Origin of the sequence: Actinomadura alba (assembly GCF_014323705.1) — a bacterium.
GTDB lineage: Bacteria > Actinomycetota > Actinomycetes > Streptosporangiales > Streptosporangiaceae > Actinomadura_C > Actinomadura_C alba.
Genome location: NZ_JABVEC010000031.1, coordinates 1 through 21,355 on the forward strand (window position 1 = coordinate 1; position 21,355 = coordinate 21,355).

22 protein-coding genes are annotated in these 21,355 nt (G+C 71.7%); 9 read left to right on the forward strand and 13 right to left on the reverse strand.

What is annotated here, in order from left to right:
* Positions 1-9 precede the first annotated feature (9 nt).
* The 7 genes from HKK74_RS30135 to HKK74_RS30165 form a co-directional block, all read right to left on the reverse strand.
* Entirely contained in the window at positions 10-537 is a 528-nt protein-coding gene (locus HKK74_RS30135) for a hypothetical protein (RefSeq protein ID WP_187246778.1), read from the reverse strand.
* A 134-nt stretch (positions 538-671) separates the two neighbouring features.
* The gene (gene thrS, locus HKK74_RS30140) at positions 672-2,648 is read right to left on the reverse strand and encodes a threonine--tRNA ligase (protein ID WP_187246779.1); all 1,977 of its coding nucleotides are present in this window, start codon (positions 2,646-2,648) and stop codon (positions 672-674) included.
* A 253-nt stretch (positions 2,649-2,901) separates the two neighbouring features.
* Entirely contained in the window at positions 2,902-4,056 is a 1,155-nt protein-coding gene (locus HKK74_RS30145; protein ID WP_187246780.1) for an LLM class flavin-dependent oxidoreductase, read from the reverse strand.
* 12 nt (positions 4,057-4,068) lie between these two features.
* Positions 4,069-5,082, reverse strand: coding sequence for an ABC transporter substrate-binding protein (locus HKK74_RS30150; RefSeq protein ID WP_187246781.1), 1,014 nt, complete (start codon positions 5,080-5,082; stop codon positions 4,069-4,071).
* Positions 5,079-5,921 carry an ABC transporter ATP-binding protein gene (locus tag HKK74_RS30155; RefSeq protein WP_187246782.1) on the reverse strand — a complete coding sequence of 281 codons (843 nt, stop codon included), beginning with the start codon at positions 5,919-5,921 and terminating at the stop codon, positions 5,079-5,081. Before HKK74_RS30155 ends, HKK74_RS30150 begins: the two co-directional genes overlap by 4 nt.
* Entirely contained in the window at positions 5,894-6,658 is a 765-nt protein-coding gene (locus HKK74_RS30160) for an ABC transporter permease (protein WP_187246783.1), read from the reverse strand. Before HKK74_RS30160 ends, HKK74_RS30155 begins: the two co-directional genes overlap by 28 nt.
* Before the next feature lie 282 nt (positions 6,659-6,940).
* Positions 6,941-7,441, reverse strand: a complete 501-nt coding sequence (locus tag HKK74_RS30165; RefSeq protein ID WP_187246784.1) for a cysteine dioxygenase — start codon at positions 7,439-7,441, stop codon at positions 6,941-6,943.
* A 273-nt stretch (positions 7,442-7,714) separates the two neighbouring features.
* Between HKK74_RS30165 and HKK74_RS30170 the strand changes: the two genes are divergently transcribed.
* Positions 7,715-8,977 (forward strand): sensor histidine kinase, encoded by a 1,263-nt coding sequence (locus tag HKK74_RS30170; protein ID WP_312881935.1) that lies wholly within the window; start codon positions 7,715-7,717, stop codon positions 8,975-8,977.
* A 9-nt stretch (positions 8,978-8,986) separates the two neighbouring features.
* A complete protein-coding gene (locus HKK74_RS30175) occupies positions 8,987-9,664 on the forward strand; it encodes a response regulator (RefSeq protein ID WP_187246785.1) in 678 nt (225 codons plus the stop codon).
* Here HKK74_RS30175 and HKK74_RS30180 read toward each other — a convergent pair.
* From HKK74_RS30180 to HKK74_RS30190, 3 genes are all read right to left on the reverse strand, one after another.
* Positions 9,640-11,073: an acetate/propionate family kinase gene (locus HKK74_RS30180; RefSeq protein ID WP_312881936.1), complete on the reverse strand. Its 1,434-nt coding sequence runs from the start codon at positions 11,071-11,073 to the stop codon at positions 9,640-9,642. The genes HKK74_RS30175 and HKK74_RS30180 overlap by 25 nt on opposite strands.
* Positions 11,070-13,166, reverse strand: coding sequence for a phosphate acetyltransferase (pta, locus tag HKK74_RS30185; RefSeq protein WP_187246786.1), 2,097 nt, complete (start codon positions 13,164-13,166; stop codon positions 11,070-11,072). The genes HKK74_RS30180 and pta overlap by 4 nt, the downstream gene beginning before the upstream one ends.
* 140 nt (positions 13,167-13,306) lie before the next feature.
* A complete protein-coding gene (locus tag HKK74_RS30190; protein ID WP_312881937.1) occupies positions 13,307-14,077 on the reverse strand; it encodes an SDR family oxidoreductase in 771 nt (256 codons plus the stop codon).
* Positions 14,078-14,123: 46 nt separating this feature from the next.
* Between HKK74_RS30190 and HKK74_RS30195 the strand changes: the two genes are divergently transcribed.
* The 3 genes from HKK74_RS30195 (at position 14,124) to HKK74_RS30205 (ending at position 16,938) form a co-directional block, all read left to right on the forward strand.
* Positions 14,124-15,347, forward strand: coding sequence for an acyl-CoA dehydrogenase family protein (locus HKK74_RS30195; RefSeq protein WP_187246787.1), 1,224 nt, complete (start codon positions 14,124-14,126; stop codon positions 15,345-15,347).
* Complete coding sequence (locus HKK74_RS30200) at positions 15,344-15,985, forward strand: TetR/AcrR family transcriptional regulator (RefSeq protein ID WP_187246788.1); 642 nt, start codon at positions 15,344-15,346, stop codon at positions 15,983-15,985. Before HKK74_RS30195 ends, HKK74_RS30200 begins: the two co-directional genes overlap by 4 nt.
* A 182-nt stretch (positions 15,986-16,167) precedes the next feature.
* Positions 16,168-16,938, forward strand: coding sequence for an FAD:protein FMN transferase (locus tag HKK74_RS30205; RefSeq protein ID WP_187246789.1), 771 nt, complete (start codon positions 16,168-16,170; stop codon positions 16,936-16,938).
* Positions 16,939-16,951: 13 nt separating this feature from the next.
* Here the strand turns inward: HKK74_RS30205 and HKK74_RS30210 are convergent, their stop codons facing one another.
* Positions 16,952-17,614, reverse strand: a complete 663-nt coding sequence (locus tag HKK74_RS30210; protein ID WP_187246790.1) for a maleylpyruvate isomerase N-terminal domain-containing protein — start codon at positions 17,612-17,614, stop codon at positions 16,952-16,954.
* 371 nt (positions 17,615-17,985) lie between these two features.
* On the opposite strand from HKK74_RS30210, the gene HKK74_RS30215 reads away from it, so the two are divergent.
* Positions 17,986-18,480 carry a TetR/AcrR family transcriptional regulator C-terminal domain-containing protein gene (locus HKK74_RS30215; RefSeq protein ID WP_187246791.1) on the forward strand — a complete coding sequence of 165 codons (495 nt, stop codon included), beginning with the start codon at positions 17,986-17,988 and terminating at the stop codon, positions 18,478-18,480.
* Positions 18,481-18,519: 39 nt separating this feature from the next.
* Here the strand turns inward: HKK74_RS30215 and HKK74_RS30220 are convergent, their stop codons facing one another.
* Complete coding sequence (locus tag HKK74_RS30220; protein ID WP_187246792.1) at positions 18,520-18,942, reverse strand: plectin; 423 nt, start codon at positions 18,940-18,942, stop codon at positions 18,520-18,522.
* A gap of 107 nt (positions 18,943-19,049) precedes the next feature.
* On the opposite strand from HKK74_RS30220, the gene HKK74_RS30225 reads away from it, so the two are divergent.
* Both HKK74_RS30225 and HKK74_RS30230 read left to right on the forward strand, forming a co-directional pair.
* Entirely contained in the window at positions 19,050-19,625 is a 576-nt protein-coding gene (locus HKK74_RS30225; protein WP_187246793.1) for a TetR/AcrR family transcriptional regulator, read from the forward strand.
* A 279-nt stretch (positions 19,626-19,904) separates the two neighbouring features.
* A complete protein-coding gene (locus HKK74_RS30230) occupies positions 19,905-20,108 on the forward strand; it encodes a DUF5999 family protein (protein ID WP_187246842.1) in 204 nt (67 codons plus the stop codon).
* A gap of 108 nt (positions 20,109-20,216) precedes the next feature.
* Here HKK74_RS30230 and HKK74_RS30235 read toward each other — a convergent pair whose 3' ends face one another.
* Positions 20,217-20,810, reverse strand: a complete 594-nt coding sequence (locus tag HKK74_RS30235) for an alpha/beta hydrolase family protein (RefSeq protein ID WP_187246794.1) — start codon at positions 20,808-20,810, stop codon at positions 20,217-20,219.
* 105 nt (positions 20,811-20,915) lie between these two features.
* On the opposite strand from HKK74_RS30235, the gene HKK74_RS30240 reads away from it, so the two are divergent.
* The gene (locus HKK74_RS30240; RefSeq protein WP_187246795.1) at positions 20,916-21,341 is read left to right on the forward strand and encodes a PPOX class F420-dependent oxidoreductase; all 426 of its coding nucleotides are present in this window, start codon (positions 20,916-20,918) and stop codon (positions 21,339-21,341) included.
* Positions 21,342-21,355: the final 14 nt, after the last annotated feature.

Below are 21,355 nucleotides of genomic sequence, written 5' to 3' on the forward strand. Positions count from 1 at the left end.
TCGCGCGCGTCAGCTCCGTTCCTGGACATCGCAGGTCTGCAGGCCGGCCCCGGTGATGACGGTGACGCCGATCCGCTCGGTCGCGTTCCGTGGCACTCCAGCGAACTCGAACGTCTGCGGCCGGCCCGTGTTGGTGGCGCTCTTGGTCATCGAATCCCGGCCGGTGACCTCGACGAACGCCGCGACGTAGCCGCTGCCGGGAAAGTGCACGCTCACCCGTACGGTGTCACCGAAGCGCTCGTAACGAGCCGATCGGGCCGGGCACGGCAGGGCGCCGCCGGCCGTCGTGTCCCGGGGCGCCGGCCTGGCCGGAGCGGCGGCCTCGCCGCTGCCGCCGCCGCGCGTCGGCGGAGCGGACGCCGCCGGAGGCACGGCGGGCGTGGCGGAGGCGGGGACGGGAGCGGGGGAACCGCTCACGGCGGCGGATGCCGGAGGCCTGACGCCGGGCTCGTCGCGCATCACCGCGTCGACCAGGATCGCCAGTGCGACGGCGACCAGCAGGAGCGCACCGCCATAGCCGAGAACGCTGGACTTCATCCCGCTCTCTCCCCGCCGTCCGTACCGACGCCGAGATTACCAAGCGGAAGGAGCGCGACGGTCAATCCGGCCTCCCCCGGCCGACTGCGCCGAGGACGAGCCGCGGGCCCGCCCGTCGTGCTTCGGAGGCCGGATCAGATCTGGACGCGGCCCTCGACGGCCTTGACGATCTCGGCCACGGCGGCGTCGACGGAGACCCCGTTGTTCTGTTCCCCGCTGCGGTAGCGGAACGACACCGCGCCCTTGGCGACATCGTCGTCGCCGGCGAGCAGCATGTACGGGACCTTCTGCTTCTGCGCGTTGCGGATCTTCTTCTGCATCCGGTCCGCGGAGGTGTCGACCTCGACCCGGATGCCGCGCTCGCGCAGGCCGGCGGCGACCTTCTCCAGATGGGCGATGTGGTCATCGGAGATCGGGATGCCGACGACCTGCACCGGGGCGAGCCACGGCGGCAGGGCACCCGCGTAGTGCTCGAGCAGCACTCCGAAGAACCGCTCGATCGAGCCGAACAGAGCCCGATGGATCATGACGGGCTGCTGCCGGGATCCGTCGGCCGCCTGGTACTCGAGCCCGAACCGCTTCGGCTGGTTGAAGTCCACCTGGATGGTGGACAGCTGCCAGGTCCGGCCGATGGCGTCCTTGGCCTGTACGGAGATCTTCGGGCCGTAGAAGGCCGCCCCGCCCGGATCGGGCACGAGGTCCAGCCCGGAGTCGTCGGCCGCCTCCTGCAACGCGGCGGTGGCCTCGGCCCAGTCCTCGTGGGAGCCGATGAACTTCTCCGAGTCGTCCCTGGTGGACAGCTCCAGGAAGAACTCACTGAGCCCGTAGTCGCGCAGCAGCCCGAGCACGAAGGTCAGCAGGCTCTTGAGCTCCTGCGCCATCTGCTCCTTGGTGCAGTAGATGTGGGCGTCGTCCTGGGTCATGCCCCGGACCCTGGTCAGCCCGTGCACGACCCCGGACTTCTCGAAGCGATAGACGGTGCCCAGCTCGAACAGCCGCAACGGCAGCTCGCGGTAGGACCGGCCGCGGGCCCGGAAGATCAGGTTGTGCATCGGGCAGTTCATCGGCTTGAGGTAGTACTCCGCGCCGTCCATCTCCATGGGCGGGAACATGTCGTCCTTGTACCAGCCCAGGTGCCCGGAGGTCTCGAACAGGTCGCCCTTGGTGATGTGCGGCGTGTTGACGAACTCGTACCCGGACTCTTCGTGACGCAGGCGGGAGTAGTCCTCCATCACCTTGCGCACGACGCCGCCCTTGGGATGGAAGACCGCCAGCCCGCTGCCGATCTCGTTCGGGAACGAGAAGAGGTCGAGCTCGACGCCGAGCTTGCGGTGGTCGCGCCGCTCGGCCTCCTCGAGCAGCTTGAGGTACTCGTCCTGCTTGTCGCGGGACTCCCACGCGGTGCCGTAGATGCGCTGCAGCTGAGGGTTCTTCTCACTCCCCCGCCAGTAGGCGCCGCCGGTTCGCATGAGCTTGAACGCGGGAACGTTGCGGGTGGTGGGCAGGTGCGGGCCCCGGCACAGGTCCTTCCACCGCAGGTCGCCGGACTTGGCGTCGAGGTTGTCGTAGATGGTCAGCTCGCCGCCGCCGACCTCGACGCTCGAACCGTCATCGGACGACGCGCCGCCCTTGAGCCCGATGAGCTCCAGCTTGTACGGCTCGTCAGCGAGCTCCTCGCGGGCGGCGTCGTCGGAGACGACCCGCCGGGAGAACCGCTGGCCCTGCTTGACGATCTCGCGCATCCGCTTCTCGACGCGCTTCAGGTCGTCGGGGGTGAAGGGGTCCTTCACGTCGAAGTCGTAGTAGAAGCCGTTCTCGACCGGCGGGCCGATGCCGAGCCTGGCGTCGGGGAACAGCTCCTGGACGGCCTGGGCCATCACGTGGGCGGTGGAGTGCCGCAGGATCGCCCGGCCGTCGTCGGAGCCGATCTCGACCGGTTCGACGGCGTCGCCGTCCCGTACCTCGTGGGTGAGATCGCGGAGCTCGCCGTTGACCCGCGCGGCGATGACCGTCCGGCCGTCGGCCCCCAGAGCGTCCCCGGCGGTCGTGCCGGCCGCCACCACACGCTCGCTGCCGTCGAGGGTGATGCGTAGCTCAGACACGGTCGACACGGGAACTCCTTGATCGGAAAGAGATGCGGGGATACGGGTCTCGCTGGACTCCGATGTTATCGACTCGGGGTCGGTGCCGGGTGTGACCGGCTTCATGATCGCTCCTCTCGGGCGGGAGCGATCCCGAAAGCCATGAGGCCCCGGGATCGCTCCCGGGGCCTCATCGCGCTGCTCAGGTGGGTCAGCGCACGCGACCGGCTCGCCGGGCCGAGCCCGGCGTCGTCGTCTCCAGTGCCACTGCCATGCCTCGATGCTAGCGGACGAGTGCTTCGTCGCGCCGGATCACCCCTCGGCGGCGCAGTTCGGGCAGGACGCCCTCCCCGAACCAGTACGCCTCCTCGAGGTGCGGGTAACCGGAGAAGATGAACTCCTCGATGCCGAGGTCGGCGTACTCCTCGATCCGGTCGGCGACCTGCTCGTGGCTGCCCACCAGCGCGGTGCCCGCTCCCCCGCGCACGAGCCCCACGCCCGCCCAGAGGTTCGGATAGATCTCCAGGTCATGCGAGGATCCGCCGCCCCTGAAGTCCGCGTGCAGCTCGCGCATCCGCCGCTGGCCGACCGAGTCACTGGCGGCCAGCGCCTTCTGGGCCTGCGCGATGTGGGCGGGGTCGAGGTCGTCGAGCAGGCGGCCGGCGACCGCCCACGCCTCCTTGCCGCTGTCCCGGCTGATGGTGTGCAGCCGGATGCCGAACCGCATGGTGCGCCCTTGGTCGTCAGCGAGCTTGCGGATCCACGCGATCTTCTCCGCGACCAGCTCGGGCGGCTCACCCCACGTCAGGTAGACGTCCACGTGCCGCGCCGCGACCGCGCCCGCCGGCTCGGACGAGCCGCCGAAGTAGACCTCCGGCAGCGGGTCCGGCGGCTCGGCCACCAGGGCACCCTCGACCTGGTAGTGCTCGCCGTCGAAGTCGTACGGCTCTCCGGTCCACGCGCCCCGGACGACGGACAGGAACTCGTCCGTGCGCGCGTACCGCTCGGCGTGCGGCAGGTGGTCGCCGAAGCGGCGCTGCTCGACGGACTCGCCCCCGGTGACGACGTTCAGCAGCAGCCGGCCACGGGAGATGCGCTGGTACGTGGCGGCCATCTGGGCCGCGAGTGTGGGCGAGACGAAGCCGGGCCGGAACGCCACGAGGAACTTCAGCCGGGACGTCTCGCGGATCAGCGCGGCCGTCACCAGCCAGGCGTCCTCGCACCAGGTGCCGGTCGGGGTCAGCACGGCCTCGAAGCCGAGCTGTTCGGCCGACCGTGCGATCTGTGCGAGGTAGTCGATGTCCGGCGGGCGGAACCGGTTGGCGCTGCCGGAGCGCTCGTCGGGCCGGCCGATCCCCTTGGGGACGCTGTGGCCGCCGCCCACGAGGGTGCGGCCATCGCCGGTGGTGGGCAGGAACCAGTGGAACTTGAGTGTCATCGGAGCCTCCGTTCAGCCGGCCGGGACGGTGTCGTTGAACCGGGGATCGATGAAGTCGGCGATCTTCACCTTGCCCGGCAGCACTTTCGCCTCGGAGAACGAGTCGGCGAGCTGCTGTTCCGAGGAGATCAGCGTGTCGTCCAGCTTCACGATCGTGGTGAGCCGGCGTTCTACCGCCTTCTCGGCGACCGGCACCGGCAGGCCGGTGTCCTTCGCCCAGATCGCGGCCCACTCTTTCTGGTGGTCGTTGGTCCACAGCACCGACCGCTGGAACCGGGCCAGGAAGTCCTTCAGCGCCGCGGTGCGGCCCGGGTCGTCGAGCGCCTTCCGTGAGGTCACCTGGAAGCCGTAGCCGTTCACGTAGCCCTTGCCGTCGACCAGGATGCGGGCGTTCGCCTGGGCCTCCGCCTGGGCGGTGTACGGCTCCCATGCGGCCCAGGCGTCGACCTTCCCGCCGGTCAGGGCGGTGAGCGCGTCGGCGGGCTGCAGGTACTGCGGCTGGATGTCGGCGAAGCTCAGGCCGTTCTTCTTCAGCACGCCGAGCAGCTGACCGTGGGCGGAGCTGCCCTTGGCGACCGCGATCTTCTTGCCCCTGAGGTCGGCGGGCGAGCGGATCGCGGAGTCCCGGGGCACCAGGATGGCCTGTCCGTCCAGCCGCACGTCGGTGCCGCCCACGATCACGATGCTGGAGTTCGCGGCCGCGGCGAAGATCGGCGGGGTGTTGCCCACCGAGCCGAAGTCGACCGCGCCCGCGTTGATGCCCTCGAGGATCGGCGGGCCGGATGTGAACAGCGACCAGCTGATCTTGTACGGGGTGCCGTCGAGCTCGCCCGCCGCCGTCAGCAGGGACTGGATGCTGGAGCCCTTCTGGTCGCCGACGCGCAACGTCACCTTGGCGAGGTCGGCCGGCCCGTCCGCTGCCGAGGCGCCCTCCGAGTCGTCGCCCCCACCGCACGCAGCGGTCACCGTCGTGAGGACGAGTGCGGCGATGAGCGTGATGAGCCGTCTGGTCGTGTGGTTGGTCATGCCGTTCCTTCGGGGGTGACACCGAGCTGGGTGAGCAGGGCGGAGCGGAGGTCGATCAGATCGGGATGGTCGCGGTGGCGGGGCCTGGGCAGGCTGACCCGCGATTCGTGCGCGATCGCGCCGCCGTCCAGGACGAGCACGCGATCGGCGAGGAGCAGGGCCTCGTCGACGTCGTGGGTGACGAGCAGGATGCCGGGTCCGTGCCGGCTCCACAGGTCGAGGACCAGCCGGTGGATGGTGATCCGGGTGAGCGCGTCGAGCGCGCTGAACGGCTCGTCCAGGAGCAGCAGGTCGGGCTCGCGGACGAGGGCGCGAGCGAGCGAGGCGCGCTGTGCCTCTCCGCCGGAGAGGGTGAGCGGCCAGGCCTGGGCGCGTTCGGTCAGCCCGACCTCCGCGAGCGCCGCCTCGGCCGCCCCGCGGGGATCGGGCAGCCGCAGGCCGAGGGCGACGTTGGCCCACACCCTCTTCCACGGCACCAGCCGGGGCTCCTGGAAGGCGACGGCGACCGTGCCGTCCACGGTGAACTCGCCGCCGGTGTCGCGGTCCAGGCCGGCCAGTGCCCTCAGCAGCGTGGACTTGCCCGAGCCGCTGCGGCCGAGGAGGGCGACGAACTCGCCGCGCCTGATCTCCAGGTCGACACCGTCCAGCACGGTGCGTTCACCGAACGCCTTGGTCAGTGCGGTGGTGCGGGCCACCGGGCCGCCGGTGGCGGGCGGGCCGGGCGGCGCCGCCGCGCCGGTCGCGCCGCCCGGCACGTCCTCGGTCACGCCGCCGGACACGGCGCTGGTCACGGCGCTGGTCACGTCACCGGTCACCGGGCCAGGAATCCGCGTCGCCATGCGAGGGCCCTCCTCTCCAGCAGCCGTACGATCGCGTCGGTGACGAGCCCGAGCACCGCGTAGACCAGCAGGCCCAGCACGACGATGTCCGTGCGGAGGAACTCACGGGCGTCATTGATCATGAACCCGAGCCCCTTGTTGGCGTTGATCTGCTCCGCGACGATCAGCGCGAGCCAGGCGACGCCGAGGCTCTGCCGCAGCCCGACGAGCGCCTGCGGCAGAGCGCCGGGCAGCACGATGTGGCGGATGAGGGCGAACCGGCCGAGGCTGAGCACCTGACCGACCTCGGCGAGCTTGCCGTCGACGCCCCGGATCCCGGCGAAGGTGTTGAGGTAGAGGGGGAAGGCGACACCGAAGGCGACCAGCGCGACCTTGGGCGTCTCGCCGATGCCGAACCAGAGAATGAACAGCGGGATCAGCCCGAACAGCGGCAGTGCCCGCAGCATCTGCATCGGCGGGTCCACGGCGTTCTCGCCGATCCGGCTGAGCCCGGCGACGAGGGCGAGCCCCACGCCGATCACCGCGCCGATGACGAACCCGGTCGCCGCCCGCTGCAGCGACACCGCGATCGCGCTGGTGAGGGTGCCGTCGCGGAACAGGTCGAGCCCGGCCGCGGCGATCTTGTCGGGGGCCGCGAGCAGCCGTTCGGGAAGCACTCCGGTGCTGCTGGCGAGCTGCCACAGCACGAGGAGCGCGAGAGGGCTGGCGACGCGGTGCAGTACGGCCCGCGAACGCATCGCGGGTGGTTTGAGGCGCGCCCGTTGCGGAGGGCGCGCAATATCCAGGGAGGAGGTGGACACGGGCGGGACCCCTTCGAAGTATGGCGAAATCCCACTAAGTCTATAGGCTAACTAGGTTTTAGGACATGAACGGCCGCCATGGCCGCCCGCCGTCCGGCCGGACGGACGTGCCGACGGGACGGACCCGGGCGCCCCGCCGGCCGGCATGGCGCGGGGTGTCGGCACGGCGCGGGGACGCCGGGGCGGATCAGCCCCGTGCCGTCCGCGCCGCGGAGGGCGTCACCAGTCGTCGGCGCTCTCGGTGGCGAGTTCGACGAGCCGGCCGTCGGCGTCGAGGTCGTACCGCCGCATCGTGGCCAGCGGCGGCGAGTACACGTGCACGCTCACCGCCGGAGCCGTGGAGGTGTTGCGGACGTCGTGGACGTAACCGGCGCCGAACCGCCGGCTCTCACCACTGGCGAGCACGCGCCCCGTAGTGACGCCGCGCTCCTCGAGGCTGCCGAGCACCACGGTGAAGGCGCCCGCGGCACCGCCGTGGTCATGGAGTCCGGTGGACTGGCCGGGCAGCCAGCTGATCAGCCATACCTCGTGCTCATCGTCCAGGTGGACGCGCTCGTACCAGCGCCCATCGGCGCTCAGCCGCACCCGGTGCAGCCAGTTCTCCGGGTGGTCGGCGAACCTCCGCGCCCTGGCGGCGAGTTCGGCCGGGTCGAGGCCGGGCGAGTCAAGGCCGGGCTGGGCGATTTCGGGCAGGCGGGTATCGGTCGCGATGGTGGTCATGCGGTCTCTCCTCGGCGTGCTGGGTCAACGGGCGGATCGGCGAACCGAACCCGGACACAGCGCGCTGGCCTGCCGTCGCAGGTCGACGTGCAGGCGCACATGGAGGAGCCTCGCGGAACTCACCCGATGAGCATGGCGCAAATTACCTATTAAGTCAATCGGAAATAGCGGCAAGCGGATCGCCGGCAGAACGGGCCGATACCTGTGGGGCGTACGCCGAATCACTCTCCGGACGCAGGACACCACCGTGATCCAGCGCTTAGCTTTGGATCGGTGAACGGCAGCGAAAAGATCAGGACGGGTCCATGGGCGCATCTGCCCCGGGCCGCGCGCGACGCGGCCGTGCACGGCCCGAAGGAGCCCCCGCGCACGCTGCTGTGGCCGGCCAGGCCCGGCCTCGCGCGCATCCTGGTCGTGGTGGTGTGCTTCGCGCTGGCCATCGGGTTCACCGGTGGCTCGATCGCGATCCACGCGCACGTGCTGGACGTGCCCACGAGCCAGGCCTGGCTGCTGGGGCTGGCGCAGTGCCTCCCGCTGCTGATCGCGGCCCGCTGGCCGCTGATCGCCTGGCGGGTCACCGCGGCCGGGCTGCTGTGCGGCGTGATCGTGATGGCCACCAAGGACGAGTTCTGGCCCTGGCCGGTGACGTCGTTCCTGTCGCTGGTGTTCGTCCTGTTCGCGGTCGCCGTCTCGTACGAACGCCGCACCTCGGGCGGCGCGGTACTGCTCACCATCGTGGGGGTCATCGCGCCGGCGGCGCTGCTCGCCGGGATGCCCGTGTGGTTCGGGATAATTCTGACCGGCATTGTCCTCATCGTCTTGGCCTTCGGCGACGCCGTCGGCGGGCGCTACGCGGCCGAGGCCAGCCTGGCCGAGCACGCCGAGCTGCACCGCCAGGACCTGGCCCGCCACGCCGTGCTCGAGGAGCGGGCCCGCATCGCCCGGGAGCTGCACGACGTCGTCGCGCACCACATGTCCGTCATCGCCATGCAGGCCGAGGCGGCCCCGTACAAGATCCCGGAGTTGCCCGATGCGGCCAAGGACACCTTCGTCGTGGTCCGCGATGCGGCCCGTGAGGCGCTCGCTGAGACCCGCAGGGTCGTCGGCCTGCTGCGCGCCGACGACGAGGCGGCCGAGCGGCGGCCGCAGCCGGGCCTGGACCGCCTCGACGAGCTGACGCGCGGCGCCACCCAGTCCGGCCTCGCCGTCCGCGTCCGCGTCGTCGGGGTGCCCCGCCCGGTCGCCGCGGGCGTGGACCTGTCGGCCTACCGCATCGTGCAGGAGTCGCTCAGCAACGCCTCCCGCTACGCGCCAGGCGCGCGAGTCGACGTCGAGGTCCGATACGGGCCCGACCTGCTGAGAGTGCGGGTCGTCGACGACGGCGCGCGCACGACGCCGCAGGAGTCCGGCGGCGGCCACGGCCTGATCGGGATGCACGAACGGGTCGCGATGCTCGGCGGCACGCTGTCGGCCGGGCCCGATCCCGGCAACGGCTGGTCGGTCGTGGCGGAACTGCCCTACGGCGATCCACCGTGAACGGGCTCTATGGTGGCCCTTGTGGCTATTCGCGTACTGATCGCCGATGACCAGCTGATGATCCGAGACGGGCTGGCGTCACTGCTGTCGTCCGACCCCGAGATCGAGGTGATCGGCCAGGCCGGCAACGGCCGGGAGGCCGTCGAGCTCGCTCACGAGCTGAAACCCGACGTGATCGTCATGGACATCCGGATGCCCGAGATGGACGGCCTCGCCGCCACCGCCGAGATCGTCGGCGACACCCCCGCCGAGCCGTCCGACGCCCCGAAGGTCCTGGTGCTCACCACTTTCGACCTGGACGAGTACGTGTACGAAGCGCTCGGCGCCGGGGCGAGCGGCTTCCTGCTCAAGGACGCCTCGGCGGCCGATCTCATCTCGGGCGTGCGGATCGTGGCGGCCGGCGACGCGCTCCTGGCGCCCTCGATCACGCGCCGGCTGATCAGCGACTTCGCCCGCCGGCGCCGGCACGAGCGGCCCAGCCCGAACGCCACGTCCACGCTCACCCCCCGCGAGCTCGACGTGCTCCGCCTGATCGCGCGCGGCCTCTCCAACGCCGAGATCGCCAAGGATCTCTTCCTCGCCGAACAGACGGTGAAGACCCACGTCGGGCACGTGCTGACCAAGCTGGCCCTGCGCGACCGCACCCAGGCCGTCGTCTACGCCTACGAGAACGGCCTGGCCGGCTGATCGTGCCCGAGGGCTCTACCGGGCGGCCGGCTCTCGCGCGCGACGAGGTCCCGGGGATCCGGGCCGGCCCGGCCGACGCAGCCGAGCGTCTGAGTCGCGATCTCCAGCTCCTCGTCGGTCCTGATCACCAGGACCGCCACCTCGGCGCCGTCGGGTGAGATCACTCGACCGGCGTTCGCCGCGCCGTCAACGAAGCCCTCCGCCGCATCGTCGCGAATCGGGTCGTTTCGGATCGGGTCGTTTCGGATCGGGTCGTTTCGGATCGGGTCGACGGTGATGCCGAGACGGTCCAGGCCCGCGAGCGCGCTCGCGCGGACGCGCGCGTCGTTCTCGCCCACCCCGGCGGTGAACACCACCGCGTCGACGCGGCCCAGCACGGCGTAGTAGGCCCCGACGTACTGGCGGATCCGGTGGCAGTAGACCCGCACGGCCAGCAAGGCGTCCGGATCCCCCGCGTCGACCCGGCGCCAGACGTCACGCAGGTCGTTCGCGCCGGCCAGGCCGAGCATGCCGCTCCGCCGGTTGAGGGCCGTGTCGATCTCGTCGAACGTCATGCCCGTCTCGCGGTGCAGGAACGCCGGCACCGCCGGGTCGACGTCGCCGGACCGGGTGCCCATGACCAGGCCGGCGAGCGGGGTGAACCCCATCGAGGTGTCGACGCTCCGGCCGCCCTCGACCGCCGTGGCGCTGGCGCCGTTGCCGAGGTGCAGCACGATCATGTTGAGCCGGTCGAGCGGCCGGCCGAGCAGTTCTGACGCGCGCCGGACGACGTGGGCGACGGAGGTGCCGTGGAAGCCGTAGCGGCGCACCCCGAACTCGGCGGCCCACTCCCTCGGCACCGCGTAGGTGTGGGCCCACGGCGGGATGGTCTGGTGGAACGCGGTGTCGAACACCGCCACGTGCGGAACGCCGGGAAAGATCCGGCGGGCCACCTGGATGCCCCTCAGGTTCGCCGGGTTGTGCAGCGGGGCGAGCGAGGTCAGCTCGGCGATCACTTGCTCGACGGCGTCGTCGATCAGCACCGGGGCGCCGAACCGGCGTCCGCCGTGCACGACCCGATGCCCGATGGCGATCACCTGGTCGAGCGCGGGCCCGGCCGCGTCGAACGCGGCGAGCATGGCCCGCAGGCCCTCGTCGTGGTCCCGGTACGGCTCCGCGCGCCGGAGGTCCCGGAGGCCGTGGTGGGTCAGCGCGCTCTCGCCCTCGCCGATGCGCTCCACAAGACCGGCCGCCAGCCGGTTCACCGGCTCCATCTCGAGGAGCCGGTACTTGATCGAGGACGAGCCCGTGTTGAGCACCAGCACCTGACCGCCGTCCGGGCCCGGCGGGATCCGGCCCGCCCGCCCGTCGCCGTCACCGTCGCCCCCGTCCGCGGTGGATGCGGCCGGTGCGTCTCGCTCGTCGCTCACTCGGCGGCCCCCTGTGCCTGGATCGCGGTGATGGCCACGGTGTTGACGATGTCCTGCACCGTCGCCCCGCGGGACAGGTCGTTGACGGGCTTGCGCAGGCCCTGCAGCACCGGGCCGACCGCTATCGCCCCGGCACTGCGCTGCACGGCCTTGTAGAGGTTGTTCCCAGTGCCGAGGTCGGGCACGACGAACACCGTGGCGCGGCCGGCCAGCCGGCTGCCGGGCAGCTTCGCGCCGGCCACGGTTGGGTCGACGGCCGCGTCGTACTGGATCGGCCCCTCGACCAGCAGATCGGGCCGCCGCTCGGCGACGATCCGGGTCGCGGCGCGCACCTTGTCGACCTCCTCGCCGTGGCCGGAGTCGCCGGTGGAGTACGAAAGCATGGCGATCCTCGGCTCGACGCCGAACTGCGCGGCGGTGGCGGCCGACGAGATCGCGATGTCGGCCAGCCGGGCGGCGTCCGGGTCGGGGTTGACGGCACAGTCGCCGTAGACCAGCACCCGGTCGGCGAGGCACATGAAGAACACGCTCGAGACGATGCCCGCGCCGGGGGCGGTCTTGATGATCTCAAAGGCCGGCCGGATCGTGTGCGCCGTCGTGTGCGCCGCCCCGGACACCATGCCGTCGGCGAGCCCGAGGTGCACCATGAGCGTGCCGAAGTACGACACGTCCGTGACGGTGTCGCGTGCGAGATCCAGCCCGACGCCCTTGCCGGCGCGCAGTGCGGCGTACTCCTCGGCGAACTGCTGCCGCAGCTCCCGGTCGTACGGGCTCAGCACCTTGGCCGCGCCGATCTCCAGCCCGAGCTCCGCGGCCTTCGACCGGATCTCGGTCTCGTCGCCGAGCAGGGTCAGATCGGCGACGCCGCGCCGCAGCAGGATGTCGGTGGCACGCATGATCCGTTCTTCGGCGCCCTCGGGCAGCACGATGTGCCGCCGCCCGGCTCGCGCCCTGTCCACCAGCTCGTACTCGAACATCAGCGGGGTGACGGCCGCGGCCCGCGTGACCTGGAGGCGGCTGAGCAGGGCGTCACCGTCCACGTGCTCGGCGAAGAGCCCGAGCGCGGTCTCGATCTTGCCCAGGGCCTCCGGGGTGAAGCGCCCCTCGACGACCGACAGTTCGGTCGCGGTGTCGAAGGTGTCGTCCTCGGTGATGATCACCGGCAGCCGCACCGACATGCCGTCGAAAAGGCGGGCGACCGGATCGGGCAGGTCCATGCCCCCGCTCAGGATGAGCCCCGACAGTGCGGGGAAGGTGGCGGCGACGTGCGCGGCGGTCAGCCCGGGCAGCAGCGAGGCGGCGCGATCCGACGGAATGATCACCGCTGCCCCCTCGGTGAGCCGGTCGAGGATGTTCGGCAGCGACATCGCCCCGACCATGAGGCCGCCCACCTCCCGGGCGAGCTGGCGTTCCTCGCCGAGGAGCAGGTAACCGTGGCAGGCGGCCATCAGGTCGCTCATCGTGGGCGCGGACAGCCGCGGGTCCTCGGGCAGCACGAACACCGGCGGCCGCTCACCCGGCGCTCCACCGGCGGCCGTTCCGCGCTCGGCCGCGCCGGTGAGCCGCCCGGCGACGACGCGAAGCCGGTCCGGGGCGACGCGGGTCACCACGGTCGCGAGCTCGGTGGCGTGCTCGTGGCGGAGCTCCTTGCGGGCCAGCTCGACGGCGGAGGCGATCTCCTCGGGCGCACGGCCGAGGCCGTTCACCACGAGCAGCACCGGAGCGGCGAGGTGCGCGGCGAGGGCGGCGTTGACCGAGAACTCGGTCGGATCGCCCACGTCGGTGTAGTCGGTACCGACGATCACCACGGCGTCGCAGCCGTCGGCGAGCGCGCGGTAACGCGAGACCACGTCGGCCATGGCGCGGTCGGGGTCGGCGTGCATCTCCGCATAGGAGACCCCGGCCTCGGACCGGACGATCCCGAAGCGGCTCCGCAGCGTCTCGACGATGTTGTCGGGCCGGTCGGGTCGCACGACCGGCCGGAAGACCCCGACGCGCCCCAGCCGGCGGGCCAGCAGCTCGGTCATGCCGAGCGCGATCGCCGCCTTCCTCGTCGCGGCGGCACTGGCCGCGATGTAAACCGCGCGCGTCATCGTCCGTCCTCCGTGACCGTGCCCTGGTGGCGGCGCGTCCGAGTGCCTCCGGGCACCAGCCTACGCGCGCCGTGATCTCCCCGGCGTGGTGTTCGGCCCGAGGGGCGGCCCGGTCAGGGTCGCTGAGCAGGGCGGCCCGGTCAAGCCCGCTCGGTGCGGGGGCCGGGGACGCCACGGAAGCGGAACGGCTCAGCCGGCCGGCCGGGCACGACGTACCAGCACTCCCCCGTACCGTCGGCGGTCAGGATCCCCATGAAGGCGTCCACGACGTCGTCGACGGCGAGAATGGGGAAGCCGGTCCGAATCAGTTCGCCCTTCAACGGGATCAGGATGTCGGTGTCCGCGAACGACGGGCACAGCGCGTTGACCCTGATCCGCTCGGTGGCGGTCACCGGGCCGAGCGCCCGGACGAGGCCGACGACAGCGGCCTTGTTGGCCCCGTAGACCGGGTCGAAGGGGGTCGCGGTGAGGCCGGCCATGCTCGCGGTCGCGATGATGTCCCCGCCGCCACGGGCGCGCAGCGCGGGCAGTGCTGCCTGCACGCCGAAGGCCACCCCGTCCAGGTTGATCCCCATCGCGCGCCGGTACGAGCCGAGGTCGAAGTCGTCGCCGAACGGGGTGCCGGTGGCGACGCCGGCGTTGAGGAAGGCCACGTCCAGGCCACCGAACCGTTCGACCGCCGTGGCGACGGCCGCCACGCTGTCGGCCGGCTCGGTGACGTCGCACCGGGCGAACGCGCCGTCCACCTCACCCGCCACCGCGCTCCCGCGGTCGGCGTCGACGTCGGCGACCACGACCCGTGCACCCAGGCCGGCCAGCCTGCGGGCGACCGCCGCACCGATCCCGTTGGCGCCGCCGGTGATCAGCGCGACCTTGCCGTCCAACGAGGCGTTGCCGTTCAAGGAGACCACGTGCCTCTCCCTCCCATATGACTGACTAGTCAGTTACTGTAGTCGTATGGACTTCGAACCGAGCGCTCGAGCGCAGGACCATCTCACCCGGCTCCAGGACTTCATGGACTCCCATGTCTACCCGGCCGAGCCGGTCTACGGCGAGCAGCGCCGTGAGCTGCGCGCCGCGGGCCACGAGCACGAGGTCCCCCCGATCGTCGAGGAGCTCAAGGTCGAGGCGCGCAAGCGCGGGCTGTGGAACCTCTTCCTCCCCGACGCGCAGGACCCCGCGCACGGGCTCTCGGTTTCGGAGTACGCACCGCTGGCCGAGCTCACCGGCCGCTCCCCCTCGATCGCCCCCGAGGCGATCAACTGCGCCGCGCCCGACACGGGCAACATGGAGGTCCTCCATCTGTTCGGCACCCCCGAACAGAAGGAGCGCTGGCTGCGCCCGCTGCTCGACGGCGAGATCCGCAGTTGCTTCGGGATGACCGAGCCCGCCGTCGCGAGCTCCGACGCCCGCAACATCTCGACGCGCATCGAACGCGACGGCGACGACTACGTCATCAACGGGCACAAATGGTGGATCACCGGCTCCGCCGACCCCCGCTGCAAGATCATGATCCTCATGGGCAAGACCGACCCGGACGCCGAGAGTTACCGCCAGCAGTCCATGGTGCTGGTGCCGCTCGACACCCCCGGAGTCGAGATCATCCGGCCGCTCCCCGTGTTCGGCTACTCCGACCAGCACGGTCACTGCGAGATCCGGCTGACCGACGTACGGGTCCCGGTGACCAACCTCGTCGGCGAGGAGGGCGGCGGCTTCGCCATCGCCCAGGCCCGGCTCGGCCCCGGCCGCATCCACCACTGCATGCGGTCCATCGGCATGGCCGAGCGGGCGCTCCAGCTCATGTGCGAGCGGGCCACGTCACGGGTCGCCTTCGGCAAGGAGATCGCCCGCCAGGGGGTCGTCCAGCAGTGGATCGCCGAATCCCGCATGGCCATCGAGCAGGCCCGGCTGCTCACCCTCAAGACCGCCTGGCTGATCGACCGGTACGGCCCCAAGGGCGCCCGCAAGGAGGTCGCCGCGATCAAGGTCATCGCTCCGCGAATCGCCCTCGAGGTCGTCGACAAGGCCATCCAGGTGCACGGCGCCGCCGGCGTCAGCGACGACACCCCGCTCGCCTCGATGTGGGCCGGGCTGCGCACGCTCCGGCTGGCCGACGGTCCCGACGAAGTGCACATCCGGTCGGTGGCCCGCGCCGAGCTCGCGCCGTACACCGGCGCATGACCGCACGGCAGCGGCTGCCGTTCGCGCTACGCCGGGAGCAGCTCCTGGCGGTCGCCCTCGAGGAGTTCGGGCGGCGGGGGTTCCATCTCACCCAGATGGACCATGTCGCGTCCGCCGCCCAGGTCTCCAAGGCCCTCCTGTACCAGCACTTCACCTCCAAGGAGGAGCTGTTCGCCGCCGTGACGGCGGCCGTGGTCGCCGACGTCACCGGCCGGCTGAGCGCCGCGGTCCTGCCGGAGGAGAGCTCCCTCGACCGGGTCCGCGCCATGGTGCGGGTCCTGTTCGACTACGCCACCGAGGAACCGGACGGCTGGGCGCTGGTCGTGCGGCACCTCGACAAGCCCGAGGTCGGCGCCCCGCTGCGGGACCTGCGGGAACGGCTGGGGTCGTCGTTCGCGGACCTCATGCTCGCGCACCGCCGCGCCGACCCCACCATGACCCCGGCCGCGCTCACCGCCAACGAGCGGCGGGTGCGGCTGCTTGTGCCGCTGATGTCGGGGGCGATGCTGTCCCTGGTCTCGTGGTGGCTCGAGCATCCCGACACCCCGCGCGACCGGGCGGAGTCGATGGCCGTGGAGTTCATCTGGCTGGGACTCGACCGCCTGCGCTCGGGCGAGCGCCTTCCGCCGTCGCCATGACCTCGCCGAGTCCTCGTACGGCCCGCCTCCGCCCGCACGAGGACCGCCTCCGCCCGGACGAGGAGCGCCTCCGCCCGCACGAGGACCGATCGCGGCCGAGCGCGAGCGGCTGACCGGCGGAGGTGCCATAGATAGGTATTTATCCCCTAATACCTGGATCGGGTTCCGGCCATCCTTCGGACATGACCGTGCGCATGTTGCGTTGCCTGGGGCGATTCCTTGGCGTGTCCGTCTCCCTGGACATCCGCGACCCCCTGCCGGGTACGACGCTGACCCGGCTCGGCGACGAGGTCGCCGGCTGGCTGCGCCTGATCGACGAGCTGTTCAATGTCGCGCACCCCTACAGCGAGGTGAACCTGCTGGATCACGGGTATCTCCGGCCGGGCGAGGCCGGTCCGCTGGTCCGTGAGGCGCTCGCCACGTGTGCCCGGCTGCACCTGCGCACCGACGGATACTTCGACGTGCACGCGACCGGCCGGCTCGACCCGTCGGAGTACGTCCGGGGCTGGGCGATCCAGCGGGCCTCGGTCCTGCTGACCCGCGCCGGCGCCGGGAACCACTGCCTGCGCGTGGGCGACGACGTGAGCACCTCGGGCCGGCCGACCCCCGACGGCACCTGGCGGGTCAGGATCCAGGACCCGTGCCGGCCCGCCTCGGTCGCCTGGGCGCTGTCGGCCAACGACGCCGCGGTCGCCACGGTGGGCACCGGCGGTCGCGCGCCCCGCTGGATCCGCAACCCGATGACCCGGCGGCCCGCGTCGGGGCTGACCTCGGTGACGGTCGCGGGGTCCGATCTCGGCGTCGCCAATGCCTACGCCACGGCCGCGGTCGCGATGGGGCCGGCCGGCCTCGATTGGCTGCGCGGACTCGACGACCACGCGTACGCGGCCATCAGCGAGGACGGGCGGCGTCACCACGGCGGTCGGCTGCCCGGGCTGTTGCTGATCGCCTAGCCCGCCGGGGGCGTCAGACCCGGCGCCGGCTTCGGGCCGGCGTGCGCGACCGGTCGGCTTCGGGCCAGTTCGGCGACCGGCCCGACGAGCGCAGGACGGCGCGCCACGGGTCGCCCGGGAGCAGCGGCAGGTGCGGAACGCCCCAGTGCCAGGCCGCGACGAGTACCTCGGGGTCGCGTGGCCGGTAGTCGTCGCCCATCGCGCGCGCGAGGTCCCACGCGTGCAGGTGCCACTCGACGCACGCCGCACCGACATGATCGCCCACCGTGTACTTCGTGCCCCGGTAGATCAGGTGCGTCCGATCCCAGGCGTCGGGGACCAGGTCCATGTAGGCGCCCGCCGAGACCAGGAACGACATGATCCGCTCCGGCCCCGGCTCGGCCGGCAGAACCGCCAGCTCGGCCGCGTTCTGCCGGGCCTGCTGGCGGATGAGCACCGCCGACGCGGCGTCCTGCGCGAAGAGCTTGGAGAGCCTGCTGTCAGGGGCGTCCTGGAGGTACTCCAGGTAATTCTCCGCGACGCAGCGCAGATGCCCGGCGAGATCGACGGCCTGCCAGTCCGGGCACGGGGTGGGCGCGCTCCAGTCGGAACACTGCGCCGCCATCGCGCGGATGGTCGCCGCTCCGTCCTGGTAGGACTCCAGGATCCGAAGCCGGTCCGGCGGCGTGCGCTCCAACGAAATCCCCCTGCGGTCACTGCGCGATACGAACAGGGCGACGCCCCCGGCGCTTCCCCGAGTGGGTAGATTCTCAGAGTTCGGGGGCCGGTGCCACTCGGCGGTCGTGTGTCCACGGGGTCATTGCACCCCGTCGCTCGTGAGGACGAAAGGTTGACCGAAAAGGGGCTACGATTTCATACCCGAATCACCCACCGGCCGATAACCATCACCACCGAGCGCGCAGCGCGTTGTCCCGCTCACCCCGTGGTGACCATCCTGGGAACGCAATGGAACCAGACGATCTTCTGCCCCGGCATCGTTCCACCAGGGTCCGCCACCAGGTCCTGGGGGCCGCGGCACAACTGGCGCGCGACCGTGCCGTACCCCCCATGACGCCGGCTCAGCTGAACGACGGCCTTCCGGACTCCCCAGCCGCCCTCGGGCCCGATCTGTTCATGATCGTCCTCCAGGACCGGTTGCCCTCACTGGTACGGCGCCTCGACGGTCTCTCGGTGCGCGCCGGCGGTCCCGAGAGCGTCGACGAGATCCTCACCGACGCCGCCCAGGCGATCATCGCCTTCTACGCCGAGATCCAGGTGGCCGGGGTCGGCGCCATCGGGTCCATCCACGAGCTCGTACGGCTGCGCCAGGCCCTGCACGCGCACGGCATCCGGTCCCGGCAGGCGATCGAACCGCTCGCCCGCTACCTGCGCGCTGAGCAAAAGGCCGACCGGATCGCCGCGGACGCCGATCCGGAGCCGGCCGCCGAACTCCTCCTCGGCGGATGCTTCCACCAGGCGTTCGAGGAGATGTTCCCGGGCCGGGACCAGGTCCCCTCCCAGCGGGAACGGGCCGCCCGGACCGTCCGCGGCCTCCGCCTCTAGGTCGCACCGGCCGACTACAACGCCGCCCGGGACAGCGGCTCAGGCCCCGGAGCGGGCACCGGCGACGCGGAAGCTGAGCAGGTGCCGCTCACGAGCCGTGCGCAGCCGGTCGACCTCATCGGTCCACTCTCGTACACCGGGGCGCGCCTTGGCCCTGCGACGGGCGATCTCGGCGTCACGCGTGCCCTTGGCGTTCGCCCCCTCAGGCGCATAGGTCTGGACGCCCATCGCGGCCCGTTCGGCGGCCTCGGCGACGCGCAGCGCGTCGGCCAGCGCGCGGTCGAGGGCGATCGAGAGACCGCGAAGTTCCGCACCCGGCCGACCAGCCTCGGCCTGCGCGGCGCGCAGCGCGCCGTCCGCGTCGGCGACGGCCGCGAGGGCGTCGCGATAGGTGGTGGCGAGCTTCTTGTCGGCGGCATGACGCTCGAGGACGTCCTTGCTCACCCGATGACCCAGCGGCATGCGAGGTCCTTTCTTTCGACGCGGTCTCGCGGGTAAGCGTACGCGTGCCGGCCGAGTGTCATCGGCAGGGCCACCACGAAGCCGCCTTTACGCAGTAAGGTGTTCTCATGTCGCAGAACCGCGAGCCGCTGACTCGTGATCGCATCATCGAGACCGCCCTGCACATCATCGACGGTCAGGGGCTCGGCCGCCTCACCATGCGCAGGCTGGGCGACGCGCTCGAGGTCGAGGCAATGGCCATCTACCACCACCTGCCACGTGGCAAGGAGGAGCTCCTCGACGGCCTCGTGGCCCATGTCGCGGTGCTGCCCGCCGACACCGCCGCGCGCGCCGGCGCGGCCGCGTGGCGGGACCGCCTGCGCGAGTGGGCCGCGGCCTACCGCGCCCGGCTGCTCGAGCACGCGGGCGTCCTCCCGCTGGTGGTCACCCGGCGCAATCCCGCGGCGCTGACCGGCACCACCGAATCGCTGCGGGAGGTGCTCCGGCTCGCAGGCTTCCTCGACGGGGCCGCCGCGTCCGGCGCGCACACCCTGATCGGGTACGTCATCGGGCACACCGCCCTCGAGGTGCGCGGGCGGGAGGCGCGCCGGGCGGCCGGCCCGGAACAGGAGGTCGACTGGGACGGCCGGTTCAACGCGGGGGTCGACGTGGTCCTCGCCGGGCTCGTCACCACACTGACCTGACCGCACACTGACCCGACCGCCGGAGGCGCCGGCCCAGCGGAACGCCGAGCGGCGGTCACCGTTAGGGCACGATTCGGCGTGTCTCCCGGAACAGGGGGTCGACGAGGAGGAACGTGGACATGCGACCTGCGGTGGACAGGTGCGGGGACACAACGGTACCGCGGTATCAGTGCACAACCCTCCCAACGGGCTATGTCGCGCGGGAGTGAACCGCACCACACTTGTATGCGTCGTATCTGGAAGAACAACGCACCGCACAACGAGACCGGAGGCACGCAGATGTGCCCGCACCAGCCGCCCTGTCCCTCGCCCGAGGCGCGGGACCGCGACGCCGCTCGCACTGTGGCCTGTCACCCCGAGCAGGGGTGGAGCCTGCTGTGCAACGGCATCGTGTTGTTCGAGGACACCGGCGAGCTGCTGCCCAACGGGGGGATCATCGCACCACACCGTCCGACGGACCTGCCTGCTCCGTCAGCGGCCTGACCGGTCCCGACGGGGGACTAGTCCGAACGGGTGATCATCCTCGGGGGGCGGCCGCCTGCCCGTACAACCGCCCCATACCGGGCGACTTCGCCACGGCGCGGGGGTCGTTCAACCGGCCCAGCGCCGCAGCCACGGCTCCACGCTGTCGCCCACCGCGGCCGGATCGCCGGCCAGATCGTGCCGTTCGCCCGGTAGAACCCGCACGCACGTGGCGTCCGCCGGGTCGGGCACACCGAACGGGTCCCGGTCGCCGTTGATCACGAGTACCTCAACCCCCGCCCCGCGCAGCTCCGGCGCCCTCGATCGCTCCGGCCGGCCCGGCGGATGAAGGGGGAACGCCAGTGCGATCACTCCCCTCGCCCCCGCCGCGCGAGCGGTGCGGCAGGCCACCCGCGCGCCATTGCTCCGCCCGCCCTGGATCAGCGGGATCTCGCCGACGCGGCCCCTGACCGCCTGGACGATCTCCAGCCACGCCTCGTCCTGTTTCACCGCCGATCCGGGCGCCCGCCGGCCCGCGGCCCGGAAGGGCTGCAGCACCCGCGCCACCGCACCGCCGAGCTTGACCGCGACATCGCGCACGGCGAGCACGTCGGCCGCCTCCACCCCGCCGTTCGACCCGTGTGTGATCGCCAGCACGAACCGGGGGTCCGCCACCTCGTCGAGCTCGACCCGGGCGGGCCCGTGCGCGGTCAGGATTTCCATGAGGGCACGCTAACGTCCCGTCCCAGGAACCGTCGCACCAGGTCAGGCGAGGTGGGCGGGAGAACTCCGGGCGTGCTGCGACGATCATGTGGGCAGACTTGGTCCATGGAGCAGATGACAGAGACCGAGTGGCGGGAATTCGTCTCCACCGGCACCCGCACCGGAAAGATCGGGGTGACGCGTGCCGACGGCAGCCCGCACGTCACCCCGATCTGGTTCGTACTGGACGGTCCCGACCTCGTTTTCACCACGTACGGCGAGGGCGTCAAAGGCCGGGCCCTGCGGCGTGATCCGCGGGCGTCACTCTGCGTGGACGACGAGCGGCCGCCGTACTCCTTCGTCACCGTCTTCGGCGAGGCCTCCCTCTCGCAGGACCTCGGCGAGGTGCGGAAGTGGGCGACGATCCTCGGCGGCCGCTACATGGGCGCGGACCGGGCCGAGAGGTACGGCGAGCGCAACGCGGTGCCGGGCGAGTTGCTGGTCCGGCTCCGGATCGGCAAGGTCATCGCTCAGCGCGACATAGCCGGGTAGCCGAGTAGCCGGTC

Coding starts and splice junctions, on each gene's coding strand:
- HKK74_RS30135 (WP_187246778.1), bottom strand. CDS start 537: ATGAAGTCCAGCGTTCTCGGCTATGGCGGTGCGCTCCTGCTGGTCGCC.
- HKK74_RS30225 (WP_187246793.1), top strand. CDS start 19,050: ATGTCGCAGAACCGCGAGCCGCTGACTCGTGATCGCATCATCGAGACC.
- HKK74_RS30200 (WP_187246788.1), top strand. CDS start 15,344: ATGACCGCACGGCAGCGGCTGCCGTTCGCGCTACGCCGGGAGCAGCTC.
- HKK74_RS30160 (WP_187246783.1), bottom strand. CDS start 6,658: ATGCGTTCGCGGGCCGTACTGCACCGCGTCGCCAGCCCTCTCGCGCTC.
- HKK74_RS30165 (WP_187246784.1), bottom strand. CDS start 7,441: ATGACCACCATCGCGACCGATACCCGCCTGCCCGAAATCGCCCAGCCC.
- HKK74_RS30195 (WP_187246787.1), top strand. CDS start 14,124: ATGGACTTCGAACCGAGCGCTCGAGCGCAGGACCATCTCACCCGGCTC.
- pta (WP_187246786.1), bottom strand. CDS start 13,166: ATGACGCGCGCGGTTTACATCGCGGCCAGTGCCGCCGCGACGAGGAAG.
- HKK74_RS30155 (WP_187246782.1), bottom strand. CDS start 5,921: ATGGCGACGCGGATTCCTGGCCCGGTGACCGGTGACGTGACCAGCGCC.
- HKK74_RS30240 (WP_187246795.1), top strand. CDS start 20,916: ATGGAGCAGATGACAGAGACCGAGTGGCGGGAATTCGTCTCCACCGGC.
- HKK74_RS30145 (WP_187246780.1), bottom strand. CDS start 4,056: ATGACACTCAAGTTCCACTGGTTCCTGCCCACCACCGGCGATGGCCGC.
- HKK74_RS30150 (WP_187246781.1), bottom strand. CDS start 5,082: ATGACCAACCACACGACCAGACGGCTCATCACGCTCATCGCCGCACTC.
- HKK74_RS30235 (WP_187246794.1), bottom strand. CDS start 20,810: ATGGAAATCCTGACCGCGCACGGGCCCGCCCGGGTCGAGCTCGACGAG.
- HKK74_RS30230 (WP_187246842.1), top strand. CDS start 19,905: ATGTGCCCGCACCAGCCGCCCTGTCCCTCGCCCGAGGCGCGGGACCGC.
- HKK74_RS30205 (WP_187246789.1), top strand. CDS start 16,168: ATGACCGTGCGCATGTTGCGTTGCCTGGGGCGATTCCTTGGCGTGTCC.
- HKK74_RS30175 (WP_187246785.1), top strand. CDS start 8,987: ATGGTGGCCCTTGTGGCTATTCGCGTACTGATCGCCGATGACCAGCTG.
- HKK74_RS30220 (WP_187246792.1), bottom strand. CDS start 18,942: ATGCCGCTGGGTCATCGGGTGAGCAAGGACGTCCTCGAGCGTCATGCC.
- HKK74_RS30215 (WP_187246791.1), top strand. CDS start 17,986: ATGACGCCGGCTCAGCTGAACGACGGCCTTCCGGACTCCCCAGCCGCC.